17 protein-coding genes and 2 pseudogenes are annotated in these 14,195 nt (G+C 70.4%); 11 read left to right on the top strand and 8 right to left on the bottom strand.

Translation table 11 applies throughout. The features are described from left to right. Positions 1 to 19 precede the first annotated feature (19 nt). Entirely contained in the window at positions 20 to 214 is a 195-nt protein-coding gene (locus ACH4TL_RS29905; protein WP_398321978.1) for a hypothetical protein, read from the bottom strand. 133 nt (positions 215 to 347) lie between these two features. Between ACH4TL_RS29905 and ACH4TL_RS29900 the strand changes: the two genes are divergently transcribed. The 3 genes from ACH4TL_RS29900 (at position 348) to ACH4TL_RS29890 (ending at position 2,576) form a co-directional block, all read left to right on the top strand. Next, the gene (locus ACH4TL_RS29900) at positions 348 to 845 is read left to right on the top strand and encodes an RNA polymerase sigma factor (RefSeq protein ID WP_398321975.1); all 498 of its coding nucleotides are present in this window, start codon (positions 348 to 350) and stop codon (positions 843 to 845) included. Continuing rightward, complete coding sequence (locus tag ACH4TL_RS29895) at positions 845 to 1,516, top strand: hypothetical protein (protein ID WP_398321972.1); 672 nt, start codon at positions 845 to 847, stop codon at positions 1,514 to 1,516. The genes ACH4TL_RS29900 and ACH4TL_RS29895 overlap by 1 nt, the downstream gene beginning before the upstream one ends. A 166-nt stretch (positions 1,517 to 1,682) precedes the next feature. Continuing rightward, complete coding sequence (locus ACH4TL_RS29890) at positions 1,683 to 2,576, top strand: virginiamycin B lyase (RefSeq protein ID WP_398321970.1); 894 nt, start codon at positions 1,683 to 1,685, stop codon at positions 2,574 to 2,576. Positions 2,577 to 2,587: 11 nt separating this feature from the next. Here ACH4TL_RS29890 and ACH4TL_RS29885 read toward each other — a convergent pair whose 3' ends face one another. From ACH4TL_RS29885 to ACH4TL_RS29870, 4 genes are all read right to left on the bottom strand, one after another. After that, positions 2,588 to 3,136 (bottom strand): DinB family protein, encoded by a 549-nt coding sequence (locus tag ACH4TL_RS29885; RefSeq protein WP_398321967.1) that lies wholly within the window; start codon positions 3,134 to 3,136, stop codon positions 2,588 to 2,590. Next, entirely contained in the window at positions 3,133 to 4,128 is a 996-nt protein-coding gene (locus ACH4TL_RS29880; protein WP_398321964.1) for a nucleoside hydrolase, read from the bottom strand. The genes ACH4TL_RS29885 and ACH4TL_RS29880 overlap by 4 nt, the downstream gene beginning before the upstream one ends. A 105-nt stretch (positions 4,129 to 4,233) precedes the next feature. After that, a complete protein-coding gene (locus tag ACH4TL_RS29875) occupies positions 4,234 to 5,058 on the bottom strand; it encodes a class I SAM-dependent methyltransferase (RefSeq protein ID WP_398321961.1) in 825 nt (274 codons plus the stop codon). Between the two features lie 167 nt (positions 5,059 to 5,225). Then, positions 5,226 to 5,882, bottom strand: a complete 657-nt coding sequence (locus tag ACH4TL_RS29870; RefSeq protein ID WP_398321958.1) for a TetR/AcrR family transcriptional regulator — start codon at positions 5,880 to 5,882, stop codon at positions 5,226 to 5,228. A 171-nt stretch (positions 5,883 to 6,053) separates the two neighbouring features. On the opposite strand from ACH4TL_RS29870, the gene ACH4TL_RS29865 reads away from it, so the two are divergent. Both ACH4TL_RS29865 and ACH4TL_RS29860 read left to right on the top strand, forming a co-directional pair. Continuing rightward, a complete protein-coding gene (locus ACH4TL_RS29865) occupies positions 6,054 to 6,683 on the top strand; it encodes an MSMEG_1061 family FMN-dependent PPOX-type flavoprotein (RefSeq protein ID WP_398321955.1) in 630 nt (209 codons plus the stop codon). 37 nt (positions 6,684 to 6,720) lie between these two features. Further along, entirely contained in the window at positions 6,721 to 7,638 is a 918-nt protein-coding gene (locus ACH4TL_RS29860; protein ID WP_398321952.1) for a PDR/VanB family oxidoreductase, read from the top strand. 86 nt (positions 7,639 to 7,724) lie between these two features. Here the strand turns inward: ACH4TL_RS29860 and ACH4TL_RS29855 are convergent. After that, positions 7,725 to 8,359, bottom strand: a pseudogene (locus ACH4TL_RS29855) (IS200/IS605 family accessory protein TnpB-related protein); the annotation flags it as partial. A gap of 50 nt (positions 8,360 to 8,409) precedes the next feature. On the opposite strand from ACH4TL_RS29855, the gene ACH4TL_RS29850 reads away from it, so the two are divergent. The 5 genes and pseudogenes from ACH4TL_RS29850 (at position 8,410) to ACH4TL_RS29830 (ending at position 12,039) form a co-directional block, all read left to right on the top strand. Beyond that, positions 8,410 to 8,556: a hypothetical protein gene (locus tag ACH4TL_RS29850; RefSeq protein ID WP_398321949.1), complete on the top strand. Its 147-nt coding sequence runs from the start codon at positions 8,410 to 8,412 to the stop codon at positions 8,554 to 8,556. Positions 8,557 to 8,691: 135 nt separating this feature from the next. Beyond that, positions 8,692 to 9,336, top strand: a complete 645-nt coding sequence (locus tag ACH4TL_RS29845; RefSeq protein ID WP_398321946.1) for a hypothetical protein — start codon at positions 8,692 to 8,694, stop codon at positions 9,334 to 9,336. A 325-nt stretch (positions 9,337 to 9,661) separates the two neighbouring features. Further along, a complete protein-coding gene (locus tag ACH4TL_RS29840; RefSeq protein ID WP_398321943.1) occupies positions 9,662 to 10,027 on the top strand; it encodes a hypothetical protein in 366 nt (121 codons plus the stop codon). 142 nt (positions 10,028 to 10,169) lie between these two features. Next, entirely contained in the window at positions 10,170 to 10,916 is a 747-nt protein-coding gene (locus ACH4TL_RS29835; protein ID WP_398321940.1) for a phosphotransferase family protein, read from the top strand. A 308-nt stretch (positions 10,917 to 11,224) separates the two neighbouring features. Further along, positions 11,225 to 12,039: pseudogene (locus ACH4TL_RS29830) on the top strand (aminoacyl--tRNA ligase-related protein). 9 nt (positions 12,040 to 12,048) lie between these two features. Here the strand turns inward: ACH4TL_RS29830 and ACH4TL_RS29825 are convergent. Further along, entirely contained in the window at positions 12,049 to 12,402 is a 354-nt protein-coding gene (locus ACH4TL_RS29825) for a hypothetical protein (protein ID WP_398321937.1), read from the bottom strand. Between the two features lie 154 nt (positions 12,403 to 12,556). Further along, positions 12,557 to 13,330 carry an SDR family oxidoreductase gene (locus tag ACH4TL_RS29820; protein WP_398321934.1) on the bottom strand — a complete coding sequence of 258 codons (774 nt, stop codon included), beginning with the start codon at positions 13,328 to 13,330 and terminating at the stop codon, positions 12,557 to 12,559. A 258-nt stretch (positions 13,331 to 13,588) separates the two neighbouring features. Here ACH4TL_RS29820 and ACH4TL_RS29815 point away from each other — a divergent pair, with 258 nt between their 5' ends. Further along, the gene (locus tag ACH4TL_RS29815) at positions 13,589 to 14,161 is read left to right on the top strand and encodes a helix-turn-helix domain-containing protein (RefSeq protein WP_398321931.1); all 573 of its coding nucleotides are present in this window, start codon (positions 13,589 to 13,591) and stop codon (positions 14,159 to 14,161) included. Positions 14,162 to 14,195 lie beyond the last annotated feature (34 nt).

Below are 14,195 nucleotides of genomic sequence, written 5' to 3'. Positions count from 1 at the left end.
AGCGGTCCTGCGCGCGTCGTCATTCCCCGGCGGTGCCGTCCCATCCGGTGGTGGCCAACCAGTCGCCGAAGGTGGCGAGTCCGGGGTGCAGGTCGCGCAGGGCGTTCAGGTCCCGGTCCCGGGAGAGAAGGTCGCGGTCCTGGAAGAAGGCGAACATCGCGGCCAGGCCGTGGCCGACCCCCGGTATCGACCGGCTGAACTCGTCGAGCTCCACCGCCTGATAGGCGCTCAGATGTGTCGCTGCAGATGCTCGGCCGCACCCGCTCGGGTGTCAAGGGGTGGGCGCGGGCCGGGGCGTCGGTAAGGATGCACCGGGTCCATGACATGTAAGGGGTGTGGAGACCTCGATGACCCGGAGCGAGCGTGACCGTGCCGCGCGGTTCACGGACTTGTACGTCCGTGACCACCCGCGGGTGTGCGCCTTTGTGTACCGGCGGTCGGGCGACCGAGGCGCGGCGGAGGAGCTGACCGCCGAGGTCTTCCGTACCGCGTGGGAGCGCATGACGGCCGGTCATGACGTGGGGAACGGGTGGCTTTTCGTCACCGCGCGCAACCTGCTGAGCAACCACCACCGCTCGATGGCACGGCTCACGGAGTTGCACCGCACCATCGCCGACGCGTTGGGCCGCGCTCCGGCGTCGGGCCAGGACAGCGCCGTACTCGACGCCCTCGACCGGCTTCCGCCCGCACACCGGGAGGTGCTGCTGCTGAGCTACTGGGACGGGCTCAGCGCCGCGGAGGCCGGTGAAGTCCTCGGATGCGGCGCGTCCGCGGTGTGGGTCCGGCTGCATCGAGCACGCAAGGCGTTCCGTGCCGTTTACGACCTGCCCCGGGAGTCCCTGTGATGCGCGTAAAAGCCCTGGTCAAGAACGCCAACCCGGTCCCGGACACGGCGCACGAGGGGCTGTCGCGGCGGGCCGCCGACGAACTCGCCGCGCTGGTCGGATCCGGTGGGGCCGCGCCCGCCGCGGCCCCTCGCCGGTCGTCCCGAAGGGGCTTCCTGGTGGCCGCTGTCGCGGGCGGGGCCGCCGTTGCCATCGGCGGTGTCGCCTTCCTCGGCCTCCAGGGCGATCCGGCCGGGTCGGGGGAAAAACCAGGCCGCGGCGGCCTGGCCGATGAGCCCTACTTCGGCAGCACGGCCGGGCTGGAGGGAAGGGCTGACGTGATCGTACGGGCGCGGCTCGGCGCCGGGCGCGAGGAGACCGTCGACGGTGTCCGCACGACGGTGGCCACGGCGACGGTGGTGGCGACCGCCAAGGGCGAGACATCGGGCGACGCGATCCAGGTGGACTACACGACCCCCGGTTCCGGGCCCGAGACCGCCGGGCTCCGCGCCGGGAAGGAGTACGTCCTGCTACTCGAAAGGGGCGATGAGGGGCGTTATGTGCTGGTGAACACCACCCAGGGCTGGTACGCCGTCGAGGGCGGCGCGGCCGTCGCCGGGAAGGACAACGACGTGGCCCTGAGCCGGGGGGTGTGCGAGGCGCTCCGGCTCGACGCACCGCGGGGCCGGTGACGCGGCGCAACGGGATGGGGCGGCCCCGACGGGTGTGCTCACGTCGGGCGGTGAAAAGCGGTTGCACGTGCCGTCTCCTCGTGGACAGTTGGGACGCATGAGGCGGCGTGCCGCCCATGGAGCGAGCCGAGCCATCGGCCGATCCCCACCCCGGTAAGGAGTCGCTGTGCACCGATCCCCAGCCCCGGCCATCACGGAGATCCCGGTGGCGGACCGGGAGGCCGGGCCCTACGGCATCGCGACCGGCCCCGACGGTGCCCTGTGGCTCACCTTCGTGCACAGCGGTCGCATCGCGCGTCTCACGGTCGACGGCGCACTGGAGGAGTACCCCCTCGACGCGCCGACGTGCCGTCCTATGGTCATCGCCCCCGGGCCCGACGGCGCCCTGTGGTTCACCCGGTCCCAGGACCACCGGATCGGCCGCATCACGCACGACGGTGCGGCGGAATCGTTTCGCGTGCCGACGCCCGACAGCGGCCCCTACGGCATCACCGCCGGTCCGGACGGCGCCATGTGGTTCACGGAAATGAACACCGACCGGATCGGGCGCATCACCGGGGACGGAGACATCACCGAGTTCACCCTCCCGGTCGCGGGCGGCTTCGCTTCGGCGATCACCAACGGCCCCGATGGCGCCCTGTGGTTCACCCTCAACCAGGCGAACGCCATCGGCCGCATCACCACCGACGGCGACATCGCCATCCACCCCCTGCCGACACCCGGCGCCGGACCCGTGGGCATCGCCGGTGACGGCGCCGCCGTGTGGTTCGTGGAGATCGCGGCGGGCCAGATCGGCAGGATCGCGATGGACGGTGCGATCGAGGAGTTCCCGCTCCCCGACCGCACCGCCAAACCCCACGCCATCGTCGCGGCTGCCACCGGATCGTGCTGGTTCACCGAGTGGGGTGCCAACCGCGTCGGTCACATCACCGCGCGCGGTGAGATCGCCACGTACGACCTGCCCTCACCGTCGTCCGAACCGCACGGCATCACCCTGGGCCCCGACGGCGCGCTCTGGGTGGCGCTGGAGACGGGAGCGGTCGCGCGGGTGGCTCCCTGAAACGCTGAGGGTCACATCCCGGTGGTGCCGTCGATGCGCTCGCGCAGCAGGTCCGCGTGGCCGTTGTGGCGTGCGTACTCGGCGATCAGGTCCACCATGATCCTCCGCAGCGAGATCGGCTCGCCGGTCCGCTTGCGGATCCCGGTTTCGTCCAGCGACGCGGCGGCGGCCGTGATGTGCCGGGAGCGGTCGCACTCCGCGCGCCAGACGGCGAAGGCTTCGCCGACGTCACCGTCCAGGCTGTCGAAGTCCTGGTCGGGGTCGTCGTCGGAGTAGTGGAGCATCGGCACGTTCTCGCCCGCGAACTGGATGCGGAACCACCAGCGCTCGACACCCGCCAGATGCCGCACGATGCCGTGCAGCGACAGGCTGGACGGCGGCACCGCCCGTTCGGACAGCCGCTCCGGCGGCAGACCGGCGCACTTCAGCTCGAAGGTGGCCCGGTGCCAGTCCAGGACGGCGCTCAGGGTCTCCCGTTCGCCGCCGACGGAGGGCGGGGTCGGGCGGGTGTCGTCGGCCCAGCGGGGCGCGTAGTGCTGGGGGGAGGGGGCGTCGGTCATCGTGTGCCTTCCTGGTCGGCCCCCGGTGTGACCAGCGCGTGGCGGATGCGGTCCATGGCGGTGGCGGCGTCCACGGTGGCGGCTATCCGTACCGGACGCCGATCGTCGGGGATGCCCCCGTGGCGGATGGTGAACTTGCGGTCGTCCAGCAGCGTGGCGCCCCGCGTGTGCCCCGCCAGCTCCACCATGACCTGGTACTCCTCGTACGTGGCCAGGGACTCGTCCACCATGATGGCGGCCGCCAGCGGATCGTGCATGACGCAGCCGACGGTGCCGCGGGCGCCGCTGTAGAGGGCGACGTAGGTGTCGAGCACGGACGACGCGAAGCGAGCCGCCGGGGTGGTCGCGGCCGCGATCCGCTTCAGCCAGGCTTCGTCGGCCCATGCGTGGTCGGTCATGTCCAGCGGCACCATGGTCAGGGCGAACCCCGCGCGCAGCACCTCTTCCGCGGCCTCCGGATCATGGGCGGCGTTCGCCTCGGCCCAGGCGGTGACATTGCCCGGCACCCGGAACGCGCCGCCCATGAGCACCACACGGTGCAGAAGGCTCGGCAGGTTCGGCTCCAGCCGAAGGGCGAGGGCGATATTGGTGAGCGGGGCCAGCGCGAGCAGCGTCAGTTCGCCCGGCCGCTGCCTGGCGAGGCGTACGAGCTGTTCCGCCGCCGATTCCCGGCTCACCCCGCGCGGTGAAGCGGGCCCCGCGTTGCCACCGAGACCGTCCTCGCCATGGACGAACTCGGAGGTCCGCAGGGGCTGTTGCAGCGGAGTGGGATGTCCGACGGCGACCGGTACGTGGTCCAGGCCGGCGACATCGAGCACGCGCAACGCGTTGGCCGCCGCCGTGGCCGTGGGTACGTTGCCGTGCGCGGCTCCGACGGCGACGATCTCGACGTCCGGCTGGGCGGCCAGAAACAGGATCGCCCAGGTGTCGTCCACCCCGGGATCGGTGTCGAGGACGACGGACAGACGTGGCGGGGTGGCACCGGGTGGCATGCGATCTCCTCTGACTCTGCGTTCCCGCTACTGTTCCGTCATTCGCGCGGCAGCGAAATGCCTTTCCCGGTCAGCGGGGCCCCGACTCGTGTTTTCAACTTGTTCTCAACGGCACGCCATCAGCCCGTACAGCAGCGGGATCCGCGGCTCCGGCAGCTGCCACCATCCGGACGCGGCGCGCGTCATATGCGGCCAGCGGGGCCAGGGCAGTTCCGGTGACTCGCGCAGCCGCCGGATGCTCAGACCCGCCCCGACCAGGGCGTTGACGACCTCGTCCAGCCCGTGCATCCACTCGTAGCTGTCGGTGGCGCCCTCGACGGCCGGGCCGTCGGTGTAGGTGTGCGTCGCGTCGCGGTGCACGGGGCCGCTGCCGCCCAAGTAGTCGTGGCGCAGGAGGAGTTCGGGGCCCTCGCCGGGGGCGGGCTTCGGGCCGAGGGCGTTGAACAGCGGGTGGAACTCCACGATGTACAGGCGACCGCCGGGGCGGAGAAGTTCGGTCAGGACGCCCGCCCAGCGGTCCAGGTCGGGCAGGTAGCACAGCGAGCCCTTGCCGGTGTAGACGACGTCGAACCGCCGCCCGCCCAGGGCCTCCACCGCGTCGTACACATTGGCCCGCACATACGACACGTCGACGCCCGCCCGCGCCGCGATCCCGGTCGCGGCCCGCACGGACGCCTCGGAGAAGTCGAGACCGACCGTCCGCGCCCCGCGCTGCGCGAACGCGATCGTCTCCGTGCCGAGGTGGCATTGCAGGTGCAGCACATCGTGGTCGGCCACCTCGCCGATGTCGTCCCACTCCCATGGGGCGAACCACCGCGACGGATCGGGGTCCTCGTCGATCCCGTAGAACCGGCTGGCGAGGTGGACGGGGGTCCGGGCATCCCAGTTCGACTGGTTGGCCCGCATCATCCGCTCGTACGCGTCGGTCATGGGCTCACTATGCGGGCGCCGGGCGGCCCCGGCAAAGGACGCGGCCGGGAACAACCGGCCATGACGGGGCAAAGCGAGCCATTGCCGGGACCGGGCGGCGCGGTCGTCGAAGCCACGTTCGAGCGTGGCTCGCGATGTTCGGCGGCACGATGGGGCTCGGCGTCGTGTCAACACCCGCTTGGCGTTGCGTCCCGTCCCGGCCCGGGCTGTGGAGTGAGGTAGCGGATGAGCATCGCGACGAGTTCGTTCTCCAGCCGGGTGGCGTCGACGGGATCGGGCGCGGCGATGAGGGTGTGGATGACCAGCTCGACCGTGGTCACGACGAGCCGGGCGGCGGTGTCCGTGTCGGCGATCCGGACCTCGGGGTGCCGGTCGAACAACTCCCGTGCGTAGGCGATGCGTTCGCGCTCGTACGCGGCGACCTTCTCCAGCAACTCGGGCGCCCGGGGCCCCTGCTCGGCCATGACGCGCAGCAGCTGCGGATCGTCGCGGTGGTTCCCGATCACGGTGTGCACGAAGCCGCGCAGCAGCTCTTCGAGGGATTCGGGCTGCTCCTCGTCCTGGAGGCTCTTGGTGGCGGCTGCCCCGGCGTCGAGGTGGCTCGTCACCAGCTCGACCAGGATCGCGTCCTTGTTCGGGTAGTACTGGTACAGCGAGCCGATCGAGATCCGGGCCTGCTCGGCGATGCGGTTGGTGGTCCCGGCGGCGTAGCCGTACTCGGCGAAAACGTGAGCAGCGGCGGTGAGGATGCGCTGCCGGGTCAGCTCGGCCCGGGCCTGGCGTGGCTGTCTACGTGGCCGAAGTCCGCGGTGGCCTGACGTCATGACACCTCCTGGGCGGGGCCGCGAATGCGAGTGGCGCGGAACCTGAATGATTGCTCACAATGATGCCATGAGCTGCGGCTGAGCGGTGAGTTGCCGCCGCAGGTGGTGCGACCGGTCACGCCCCGCCGCCGCGTTCGCCCCGCCCATTTCACCCCCGACGAAGGAGCCTTAGTGACGCATGCCCCTGCCCGCCCCCGGCGGGTGTCACCGGCCGAGGTCCGCACCCGGCTCGGGGAACCCGACGCCATGATCGAGGCCAAGATCCTCGACCGCATCGACGACTACTTCCGCCACTTCATCGCCCACTCACCCTTCCTGACCCTCGCCACGGCGGACGCGGCCGGGCGCGCCGACTGCTCGCCGCGCGGCGACTACCCGGGGTTCGTGAAGGTCCTCGACGAACACACCCTCGCCCTCCCCGACCGGCCCGGAAACAAGATCGCCGACTCGTTCCGCAACCTCGCCGAGAACGACGGCGTCGGGCTGCTCTTCTTCATCCCCGGGCTGCGGGAGACGCTGCGCGTCAACGGCCGCGGCTACCCCACCGATGAGCCCGATGTCCTCGCCCGGATGCGCACCGAGGCGAGGACGCCCGAGCTGGCGATCGTGGTCGAGGTCGCGGAGGCGTACTTCCACTGCGGCCGCGCGCTCATCCGGTCCCGGCTGTGGGACCCCGCGAGCCAGGCCCTGGCCGAGGAGATGCCCTCGATCGGCGAGATCGCCGCCGCCCAGTTCGGCGTGGACATCGACCCGCAGATGCTCGAACGCACCCTCCAAGAGGGCTACCGGAAGCTCTACTGACCCCTCCCAACTCCTCCTGCCACAAGGTGAATCACCGATGCAGCAGCCACAACACACCACCGTCGACGCCATACGCCAAGTCGCCGAGAGCGTCGTCGCCCTCGTCCTGCGCGGCGCCACCGGCCCGCTGGCGCCCTGGGAGCCGGGAGCCCACATCGACCTGGCCCTGCCGAACTGGCTGACCCGGCAGTACTCGCTGTGCGGGGACCCGGCGGACCGCGACACGTACCGGGTGGCCGTACGCCACGATCCCCTCAGCCGGGGCGGTTCGGAGTACATCCACCGGTTCCTGCGCCGCGGCCGCACCCTCGATGTGTCGCTGCCACGGAACCACTTCCCGCTCGTACCCGCGCCCGAATACCTCTTCCTCGCCGGTGGCATCGGCATCACCCCCATCCTGCCGATGTTGCGGGCGGCGGCCGGGGCGGGCGTTCCGGCCACGCTCGTGTACGCAGGGCAGTCGGCCGCCACCATGCCGTTCGCCGACGAACTGCGCTCCCGCCACGGCGATCGCGTACGGATCGTCGCCACGCGGCAGCACGGCAGGCCGGACCTCACCGCGCTGCGGTCCGCCCTGAACCCCGACGCCCTCGTCTACTGCTGCGGCCCCGCGCCGATGCTCGCCGCGGCGGAGGCCACGTTCCCCGCCGAACGGCTCCACATGGAGCGGTTCCAGCCCGTGACCAGGACGTTCGCCCCCAACACACCGTTCGAGGCGGTGTGCGCCCGGTCCGGGCGGACGGTCCAGGTGCCGCCCGACGAATCCCTGCTGGACGCCCTGACCCACGCCGGATTCCCCGTGCCGTCCGGCTGCCGCGAAGGCGTCTGCGGGAGCTGCGAGATCGCCGTCGTCGACGGCCGGCCCGAACACCGCGACGACATCGGCGCCCCCGAGGGCCGCATGTACGCCTGCGTGTCCCGCGCCCGGTCCCCCCGCCTGGTAGTGGACATCTGACCGTTCCTAGAGACTGAGCGGGAGTGGGTCCTGGTGCCAGGACTCGTGCTCAGCCGGGTGCTCCGAACGGTTGTGGGCTCCCCCAGCTACCGCTGGGAGGTGCCCCCTCTGGTCGCCCGTTTTCGCTCCGCATCCGGTGCCGACGGATCGTGTTCGTGGTCCGGGAATGCGGGGGCGGGTTTCCTCACGCCCCGGAGCCACCGGTGCGGCCTGGACGGTCCGATGCCCCGCACGATCTTCCCCAAGCTCTCGGCTTCGCTCGAGCAGGGGAGACCCCATTGGTCCTGCGGGGGCGGTTGCGTCCGTCGCCGGATCGGGTGCCCCAGGGCGCGCCTGCCGATCGCCACCGCTGCCGCATGGTGGCGAGTGGTCTGTCTGTTCTTGCTGGTGAGGGGCCTCTTCCAGTGTTGAGCGCCCCAGCGGCTGGTGTAGGCGGCATCGACGGCGACGACGGTGATGTGCGGTAGGCCACGGCACGGTCGGCGGCGATGCGGTCGGCCCACTGCTCGCCCCGGTGCCGGAACCCGACCCCGCAGGCCAGCACATACCGGCCGTGGGGCGCGTTCGCCAGCCCGGCCAACGGTGCCGGAAGCTTGATACTCACCTCACCGGCAGGACTGACCCGGATCGTCTCGTTCCCGAACCGCCTGCCGGACTCGCCGTCGGCCTGGAGGAACCAGCGCTCCGCCTCCCACCGCACCCGCCACTCAGTCCCGGTCAGCAGGGTCACCGACCAGACGCAGGACCTTCTCGTCCTGTCCGGTCAGGCCCTTGAGACTGTCACGGACGGCCACCCCGGACGGGCCGGGCACCACGAATGGCGCCACCGCCGACATCCGCCCCGCCATCACCGCCCCCGAAGGCGCCCACCTCCACTGGTTCCCCCGCGAGCGCCACGGCCGCCCCAGCCCGGGCTGATCCCGGACGTTCAGCGGAGTCCGCGAGGAGGGTGTCGGTGGGGCCACCCCTGATCCGGTGTCCAGGCCCACCGACGGCGAGTGTCGCGGTCGGCAGGATTTACCTCATCAGCAGATGAGCCAACCGGGGGCACTCATGAACGAGACCTTTGCCAGACGCATGACCGGTGTCGCGGGTATCTTGACCGCGGCCGCCATCATCATTGAAGTGCCCCTGTACTTCATGTACTCGGGCCCGCCGCCGGACTCGAACGTCCTGGCCAGGCTGCTGATCGGGATTGTCGCGCTCGCGTTCCTCATCGTGTTCGTGACGGCCTTTCGTGAACTGGTCAAGCGCGTGAGCCCTGCGTATGAGTGGGTTGGCTCGATGGCCTTCGCTACAGGACTCGTCTATGCGACCGTCACCCTGGTCTCCCACGGCCTGGAGGCCGGTGCGGTCATCGCCGCCGACCGGCGGATCGATCCGACCATCGCTGTCAGCGGTACGTACATCCTCTACGGCTCGATCTCCCGCCTCATGCTGGCGTTCTTCCTGACCGCGGTGGGTTATGTCGTCTCCCGCACGAACCTGCTCCCCCGGTGGACCAGCCGCTCGGCATACGTCCTGGCCGGAGTGAACCTGGCCTTCGTGCCGTCCCTGTTCTTCGGGAACACCCCGGCGGACTTCTACGCGGCGAACGGGTGGGGCACCACTGCCCTGATGGGGGCGGTCTTCAGCTGGTGGCTGCTGGCCCTGGGCGTCTCCCTCTACCGCAGTGCCGGGCGTGTCGTTCTGAGGTAGGGCACCAGGCGCCCTGGGGCCGGTCTTGCCGTGCGAGGCGGTTGGCCCCGGTGTCACTCACGTGGTGATCCAGGCCGGTGCTGAGGGGTATCGGGTGGGGCTGTTCGTGCAGCTTGATCCACGCTTGGTGGTGCATGTGCAGGAGGGCCAGGCCCACCTCGCAGCCTTCGCTCGGCGGTCGGCAGCCGGGGCAGTTCGCGGCGTGGCCGAGGGCCGTGTGCCATGCCGTGTCGGCCTCGGCGTCACGGCCGCTGACGGGGCTGGTCATCGAGCGGGACCGGGGACGGAGGGAACACGGACATCCCTGGTCCGCCACAATGCGGCCATGGCGGATCACCAGATGGCTCCCGAGGTCATGACCTTCTACGCGTCCACCATCGACGAGTCGACGCGGCTGTCGTCCACGGCGGACGGCAGGCTGGAGCGGGTGCTCGCGTTCGGCCATGCGTTCTCCTGCGTGCCGGGGCAAGCAGTGAGGGATGTGGTTCTTGTCGCTGCCGGGTCGCCGCATGCCCGGCCCGGCGTGTGCACATCACCGCAGAACCCATCGACTGCTAATGCAGAAGCCAGTGACTTCTATATTAGCAGTAACTTCGGGAGGGTGACATGTCTTCGCTGCTGGTCCGGCCGCGAGCACCGCAATGCACTCGCGGTACACGGAACTGCGGAGCCAGCGGATGAGCAGGGCTGACGTGCAGTAGGCGTGCCCAGCTTTCGCCACCACCTTCGGTGTCGTGCACGAGGCCGCGAGGTAGGTGGAACGCGGTCAGCCGCGTCATCGCACGTGAGAAACCCGGCGACGTCGGCGATCGCCCCCGGGATACTGGTCGCCCATGGATGAGGTCGAAGTCGTCGTCGCCCATTCCGAGCGCGCGACCCTGCGCGTCGGCGATGTGTTTCTGAAGGTGGACGCCGATCAGGCACGCATCGACGTCGAGGTCGAGGCGATGTCCCTCGCGCCGGTCCCCACCCCGGAGGTCCTGTGGCGCAAGCCGTCCGTGCTCGCGATCGCCGCACTCCCCGGGACGACGCTTGGACGCCTCGGCGGGCCGTCGACCGGATCGCCGACGGCTTGGGCCGCGGCGGGCGCCGCCATCCGGAGGTTGCACGATGCGCCGCTGCCGCCCCGGCCCGGCCGGGCCGGCCGGAGCATCGTCGCGCTGGCGGCGGAACTCGACGACGAGTGCGAGCGGCTCGTGGCGAACGGCGTCCTGCCCGCGGACCTGGTCACCCGCAACCGCCAGGTTGCCGAGGCCGCGCTCCGGCCGTGGACTCCGGCGTTCACTCACGGCGACCTGCAGATCGCGCACGTCTTCGTCGACGGCGACGAGGTCACGGGCATCATCGACTGGTCCGAGGCGGGCCAGGGTGATGCCTTGTACGACCTCGCCACCTTCACGCTCGGACACGAGGAGCACCTTGACGACGTCGTCGCCGGCTACGGCACTGACATCGACCTCGACGTGATCCGCGCGTGGTGGTCATTGCGAAGCCTGCTGGCGGTTCGCTGGCTGGTCGAGCACGGCTTCGACCCGTTCGCGCCGGGTTGCGAGGTCGACGTGCTGAGATCCCGCATGTGAGGGCTGCTCGGGCCCCGCCAAGCGGGATCAGTTGGGTGACGTCGTCGCGGTTGCCGCCGGTGTCGAGGGTGTAAGTCTCGCGGTCACTTCGTCACTGGTGGTGGCAGGGCCCTGGGGGTTCTCCGGGGAAAAGGGGAGGCGGGGGAGGGGTGGGGTTGGTAGCTTCGGGGGCATGAAGCGCGCTGATGTGACGACGACGCCGGAGAGAGTCCCGGCGCGCTGACCTATGTCTGATCGAAGCCCCGGGGCGAGTGCCCCGGGGCTTTTGCTTGCGGTGGGCTCGCCTCGTCGTCCGTGAGGAGAACGCCATGCATGATCACCGCAAGTTGGGCCGCGAGTTGGAGCTGTTCGGGACCGATCCGCTGATTGGCGCCGGGTTGCCGTATTGGTTGCCGGATGGGGCGGCGGTGCGGGCGGCGCTGGAGGAGTACATCCGGGAGGAGGAGCGGCGGGCGGGGTATCGGCAGGTGTATTCGCCGGTCCTCGGCAAGCGGGAGAGGTGTGGGAGCGGTCGGTCGCGGTGCTGGGGGAGGTGCTGAGGCGAGCGGGGGTGGCGTATGAGGCGGTTGAGGGGGAGGCCGCGTTTTATGGGCCGAAGATCGATGTGCAGGTTGCGGATGGGGCTGGGCGGGAGTTCACCCTGTCTACCGTGCAGGTGGACTTTCATCAGCCTGAGCGGTTCGGGTTGTCATATGTCGGTGCGGATGGGGCGAAGCACCGGGTGGTGATGGTGCATCGCAGTGTCATCGGGAGTGTCGAGCGGGCTGTCGCACACCTGGTGGAGGTGCATGGGGGTGCGTTTCCGGGGTGGCTCGCGCCCGTGCAGGTGGTGGTTCTGCCGGTGTCCGAGGGGGAGGTGGGGCACGCCGACGCGTTTGTGGAGAGGTGTGCCGAGCGGGGGTTGCGGGCGCGGGTCGAGGGGCCGGAGCGGGGTTCGCTGGGGGCTCGGGTGCGGGCTGCCCGGCTTGTGCCGTACCAGGTGGTGATCGGCGCGAGGGAAGCCGCCGAGGGTGCGGTGGCGCTGCGGTTGCGGGGCGGGCGGCGGGTGGGAGTTCTGGCCGCTGAGGAGGTGGTGGCGCGTATGGGGGAGGTGGTGGGGGCTCGTCGGGTTGAGCTGTGGTAGCGGTGTTGGTCAGTGGAACTCGTGGACCAGGTGGATCTTGCCGACGATGTGGGCGTTGAAGTCGTCCAGTTCCTCGGCCGGGACCCAGAGTTCGAGGATGGTCTTCCCGCCGGCCTGTTGTACGGGGTAGCGGGCCACGAAGTCCGACTCGACCTCGAAGCGGGTGACGTAGCCCGCTCCGTCGTGCTTCACGTTCCAGTCCCTCGCGATCTTGATCGCGTAGTCCTCGTTGAGGACCGGGTAGAAGATCGGTTGCTCGGGGAGGCGGGGTGGCCAGGCGCGCCAATGCAACTCGCGGACCAGATCCAGCTCCTTGGGGCCGGTGGGTCGCCAGAGTGTCGTGGTGGAGACGTGGCTGGTCATGCGGGTCGCTTCCGGTGTGTGCGGTGGGGTGAAGGACGATAGCGGGCCAGGGCTCGGTGGGCATGGGGTTTTGGCGGAGCTGGACGCCAGAGGCGGGTGTTCGGTGGCCGCGGCCGGGGGCGCCCCCCCCCCGGCCGCGGTCGTGGTGATGGCGTCAGCCCTGTTGTGTTGGGACTACCACCAGGTCGGCGATGTTCACGTGCGGCGGGGCCGCGACCGCGAAGGCGATCGCATTCGCGATGTCCTCCGAGGTCAGGGGCTGGAGGGTGGTGCGCATTCCGGTGAGGGATGCGCGCATCTCCGCGTCGCGCATGTCCTCGCCCAGTTCGGTGAGGGTGACGCCCGGTTCGACGTTCCTCACGCGGACGTTGCGCGGGCCCAGTTCGGCGCGCAGGTTGCGGGTCAGGTGGGCCACGGCGGCCTTGGTGGCGGAGTAGACGGACCAGTTGGGGAAGAGGGCGTGTCCGGCGACGGAGCCGATGTGGACGAGGTCCGCGGGGTGACCGTCGGCGGCGGTGGCGATGAGGTCGTCGGTGAAGGTGCGGGCGGTGTGCAGCAGGGCGCGCAGGTTGGTGTCGAGCATGCGGTCCCATTCGTCGGTGGCCGCCGTCTCGAAGGGGGCGCCGAGCATCACGCCCGCGTTGGCCACGACGAGGTCGACGCGGCCGAGCGTGGTGCGGATGGTGTCCGCGGCGGTGGTCAGGGCGTCGGGGGCGGTCAGGTCGACGGGCAGGGGGAGGATCGTGCCGGGGGTATCCCCGCGCAGGTCGTCGGCCAGGGCCTTCAGGCGGTCCTCGCGGCGGCCCAGGACGGCGACGTGGGCCCCGTCGGCCGCCAGACGGCGCGCGGTGGCCGCGCCGATTCCGCTGGTGGCGCCCGTGATCACTGCGACTCGGCCGGTCAGAGAGGGGTGGTTGCGATGGGTCATGGAGGAAGGGTTTCCGGGGCTCACGTGCGGTTCCAGGCCGCGCTTCACCCGGACGGCGTGATCCTAGGAGGATTACGGCCACCTTCGCGCATCCCGGTCGCCGCCGCCCGGGCGTAGCGTCGAAGGCAATTCCTACGGGCCCGTCGTGAGCTGCTGCGACCCGAGCGCACTGCGGGGCGGCGTTGCTCCCATCAAAGAAAACTTTGATGGGAGCAATAACTCTTGTGGTCGGACCGCAGGCTTGTTAGGTTCCCGCCCATGACGAACAGGCAACCGGACTCCCCGTCCGGCGTCGGTGGCCGTCTGCGGCGTCGCAGAAAGGCCCTCCGGTTAACGCTCAAGGACGTGGCCGACCGGACCGGCCTCACCGAGGGACACCTCTCCCAGGTCGAGCGCGATCAGGTCAACGCGAGCGTGCGGACTCTCCAACGGCTGTGCGAGGTACTGAAACTCACCGTTGGCGACCTCTTCGACCAGGGAGGATCCGCGGCCAGCCCGGTACTGCGGTTCCGCGACACCCACGGCATGTCCTTCGGCGAGGGCGCCACGAAGATCAAGCTCACCCCCGGGGCCTTCGACCATCTGGAGGTGCTCCTCGGCCACTTCACGCCGGGTGGCTCGACCGGCGTGGAGCCCTACACCCACGGCAGCTCCGAAGAATTGCTTCTGGTCCTGTCCGGCGAGGTGGAGGTCTGGGTCGGCGAGCAGTCCCACAGGCTCTCCGCCTTCGACTCGATCCACTACCTCAGCAGTGATCCCCATCGGGTCGTCGAAATCACGGGCACGGAAGAGGCCCGAGTCCTGTGGGCGATGGCACCGCCCACCTACTGACCCCGCCTCACCGAAACACCGCTCGTCGCCCACC

The organism is Streptomyces sp. NPDC021115 (assembly GCF_044333065.1).
GTDB lineage: Bacteria > Actinomycetota > Actinomycetes > Streptomycetales > Streptomycetaceae > Streptomyces.
This window is presented reverse-complemented; position numbering and strand designations above follow the sequence as displayed.

Bases quoted from the DNA above. Each gene is read 5' to 3' on its own strand.
- ACH4TL_RS29870 (WP_398321958.1), bottom strand. From the start codon at position 5,882: ATGACGTCAGGCCACCGCGGACTTCGGCCACGTAGACAGCCACGCCAG.
- ACH4TL_RS29840 (WP_398321943.1), top strand. From the start codon at position 9,662: ATGGCGGATCACCAGATGGCTCCCGAGGTCATGACCTTCTACGCGTCC.
- ACH4TL_RS29820 (WP_398321934.1), bottom strand. From the start codon at position 13,330: ATGACCCATCGCAACCACCCCTCTCTGACCGGCCGAGTCGCAGTGATC.
- ACH4TL_RS29815 (WP_398321931.1), top strand. From the start codon at position 13,589: ATGACGAACAGGCAACCGGACTCCCCGTCCGGCGTCGGTGGCCGTCTG.
- ACH4TL_RS29825 (WP_398321937.1), bottom strand. From the start codon at position 12,402: ATGACCAGCCACGTCTCCACCACGACACTCTGGCGACCCACCGGCCCC.
- ACH4TL_RS29895 (WP_398321972.1), top strand. From the start codon at position 845: ATGCGCGTAAAAGCCCTGGTCAAGAACGCCAACCCGGTCCCGGACACG.
- ACH4TL_RS29860 (WP_398321952.1), top strand. From the start codon at position 6,721: ATGCAGCAGCCACAACACACCACCGTCGACGCCATACGCCAAGTCGCC.
- ACH4TL_RS29900 (WP_398321975.1), top strand. From the start codon at position 348: ATGACCCGGAGCGAGCGTGACCGTGCCGCGCGGTTCACGGACTTGTAC.
- ACH4TL_RS29880 (WP_398321964.1), bottom strand. From the start codon at position 4,128: ATGCCACCCGGTGCCACCCCGCCACGTCTGTCCGTCGTCCTCGACACC.
- ACH4TL_RS29875 (WP_398321961.1), bottom strand. From the start codon at position 5,058: ATGACCGACGCGTACGAGCGGATGATGCGGGCCAACCAGTCGAACTGG.
- ACH4TL_RS29885 (WP_398321967.1), bottom strand. From the start codon at position 3,136: ATGACCGACGCCCCCTCCCCCCAGCACTACGCGCCCCGCTGGGCCGAC.
- ACH4TL_RS29835 (WP_398321940.1), top strand. From the start codon at position 10,170: ATGGATGAGGTCGAAGTCGTCGTCGCCCATTCCGAGCGCGCGACCCTG.
- ACH4TL_RS29845 (WP_398321946.1), top strand. From the start codon at position 8,692: ATGAACGAGACCTTTGCCAGACGCATGACCGGTGTCGCGGGTATCTTG.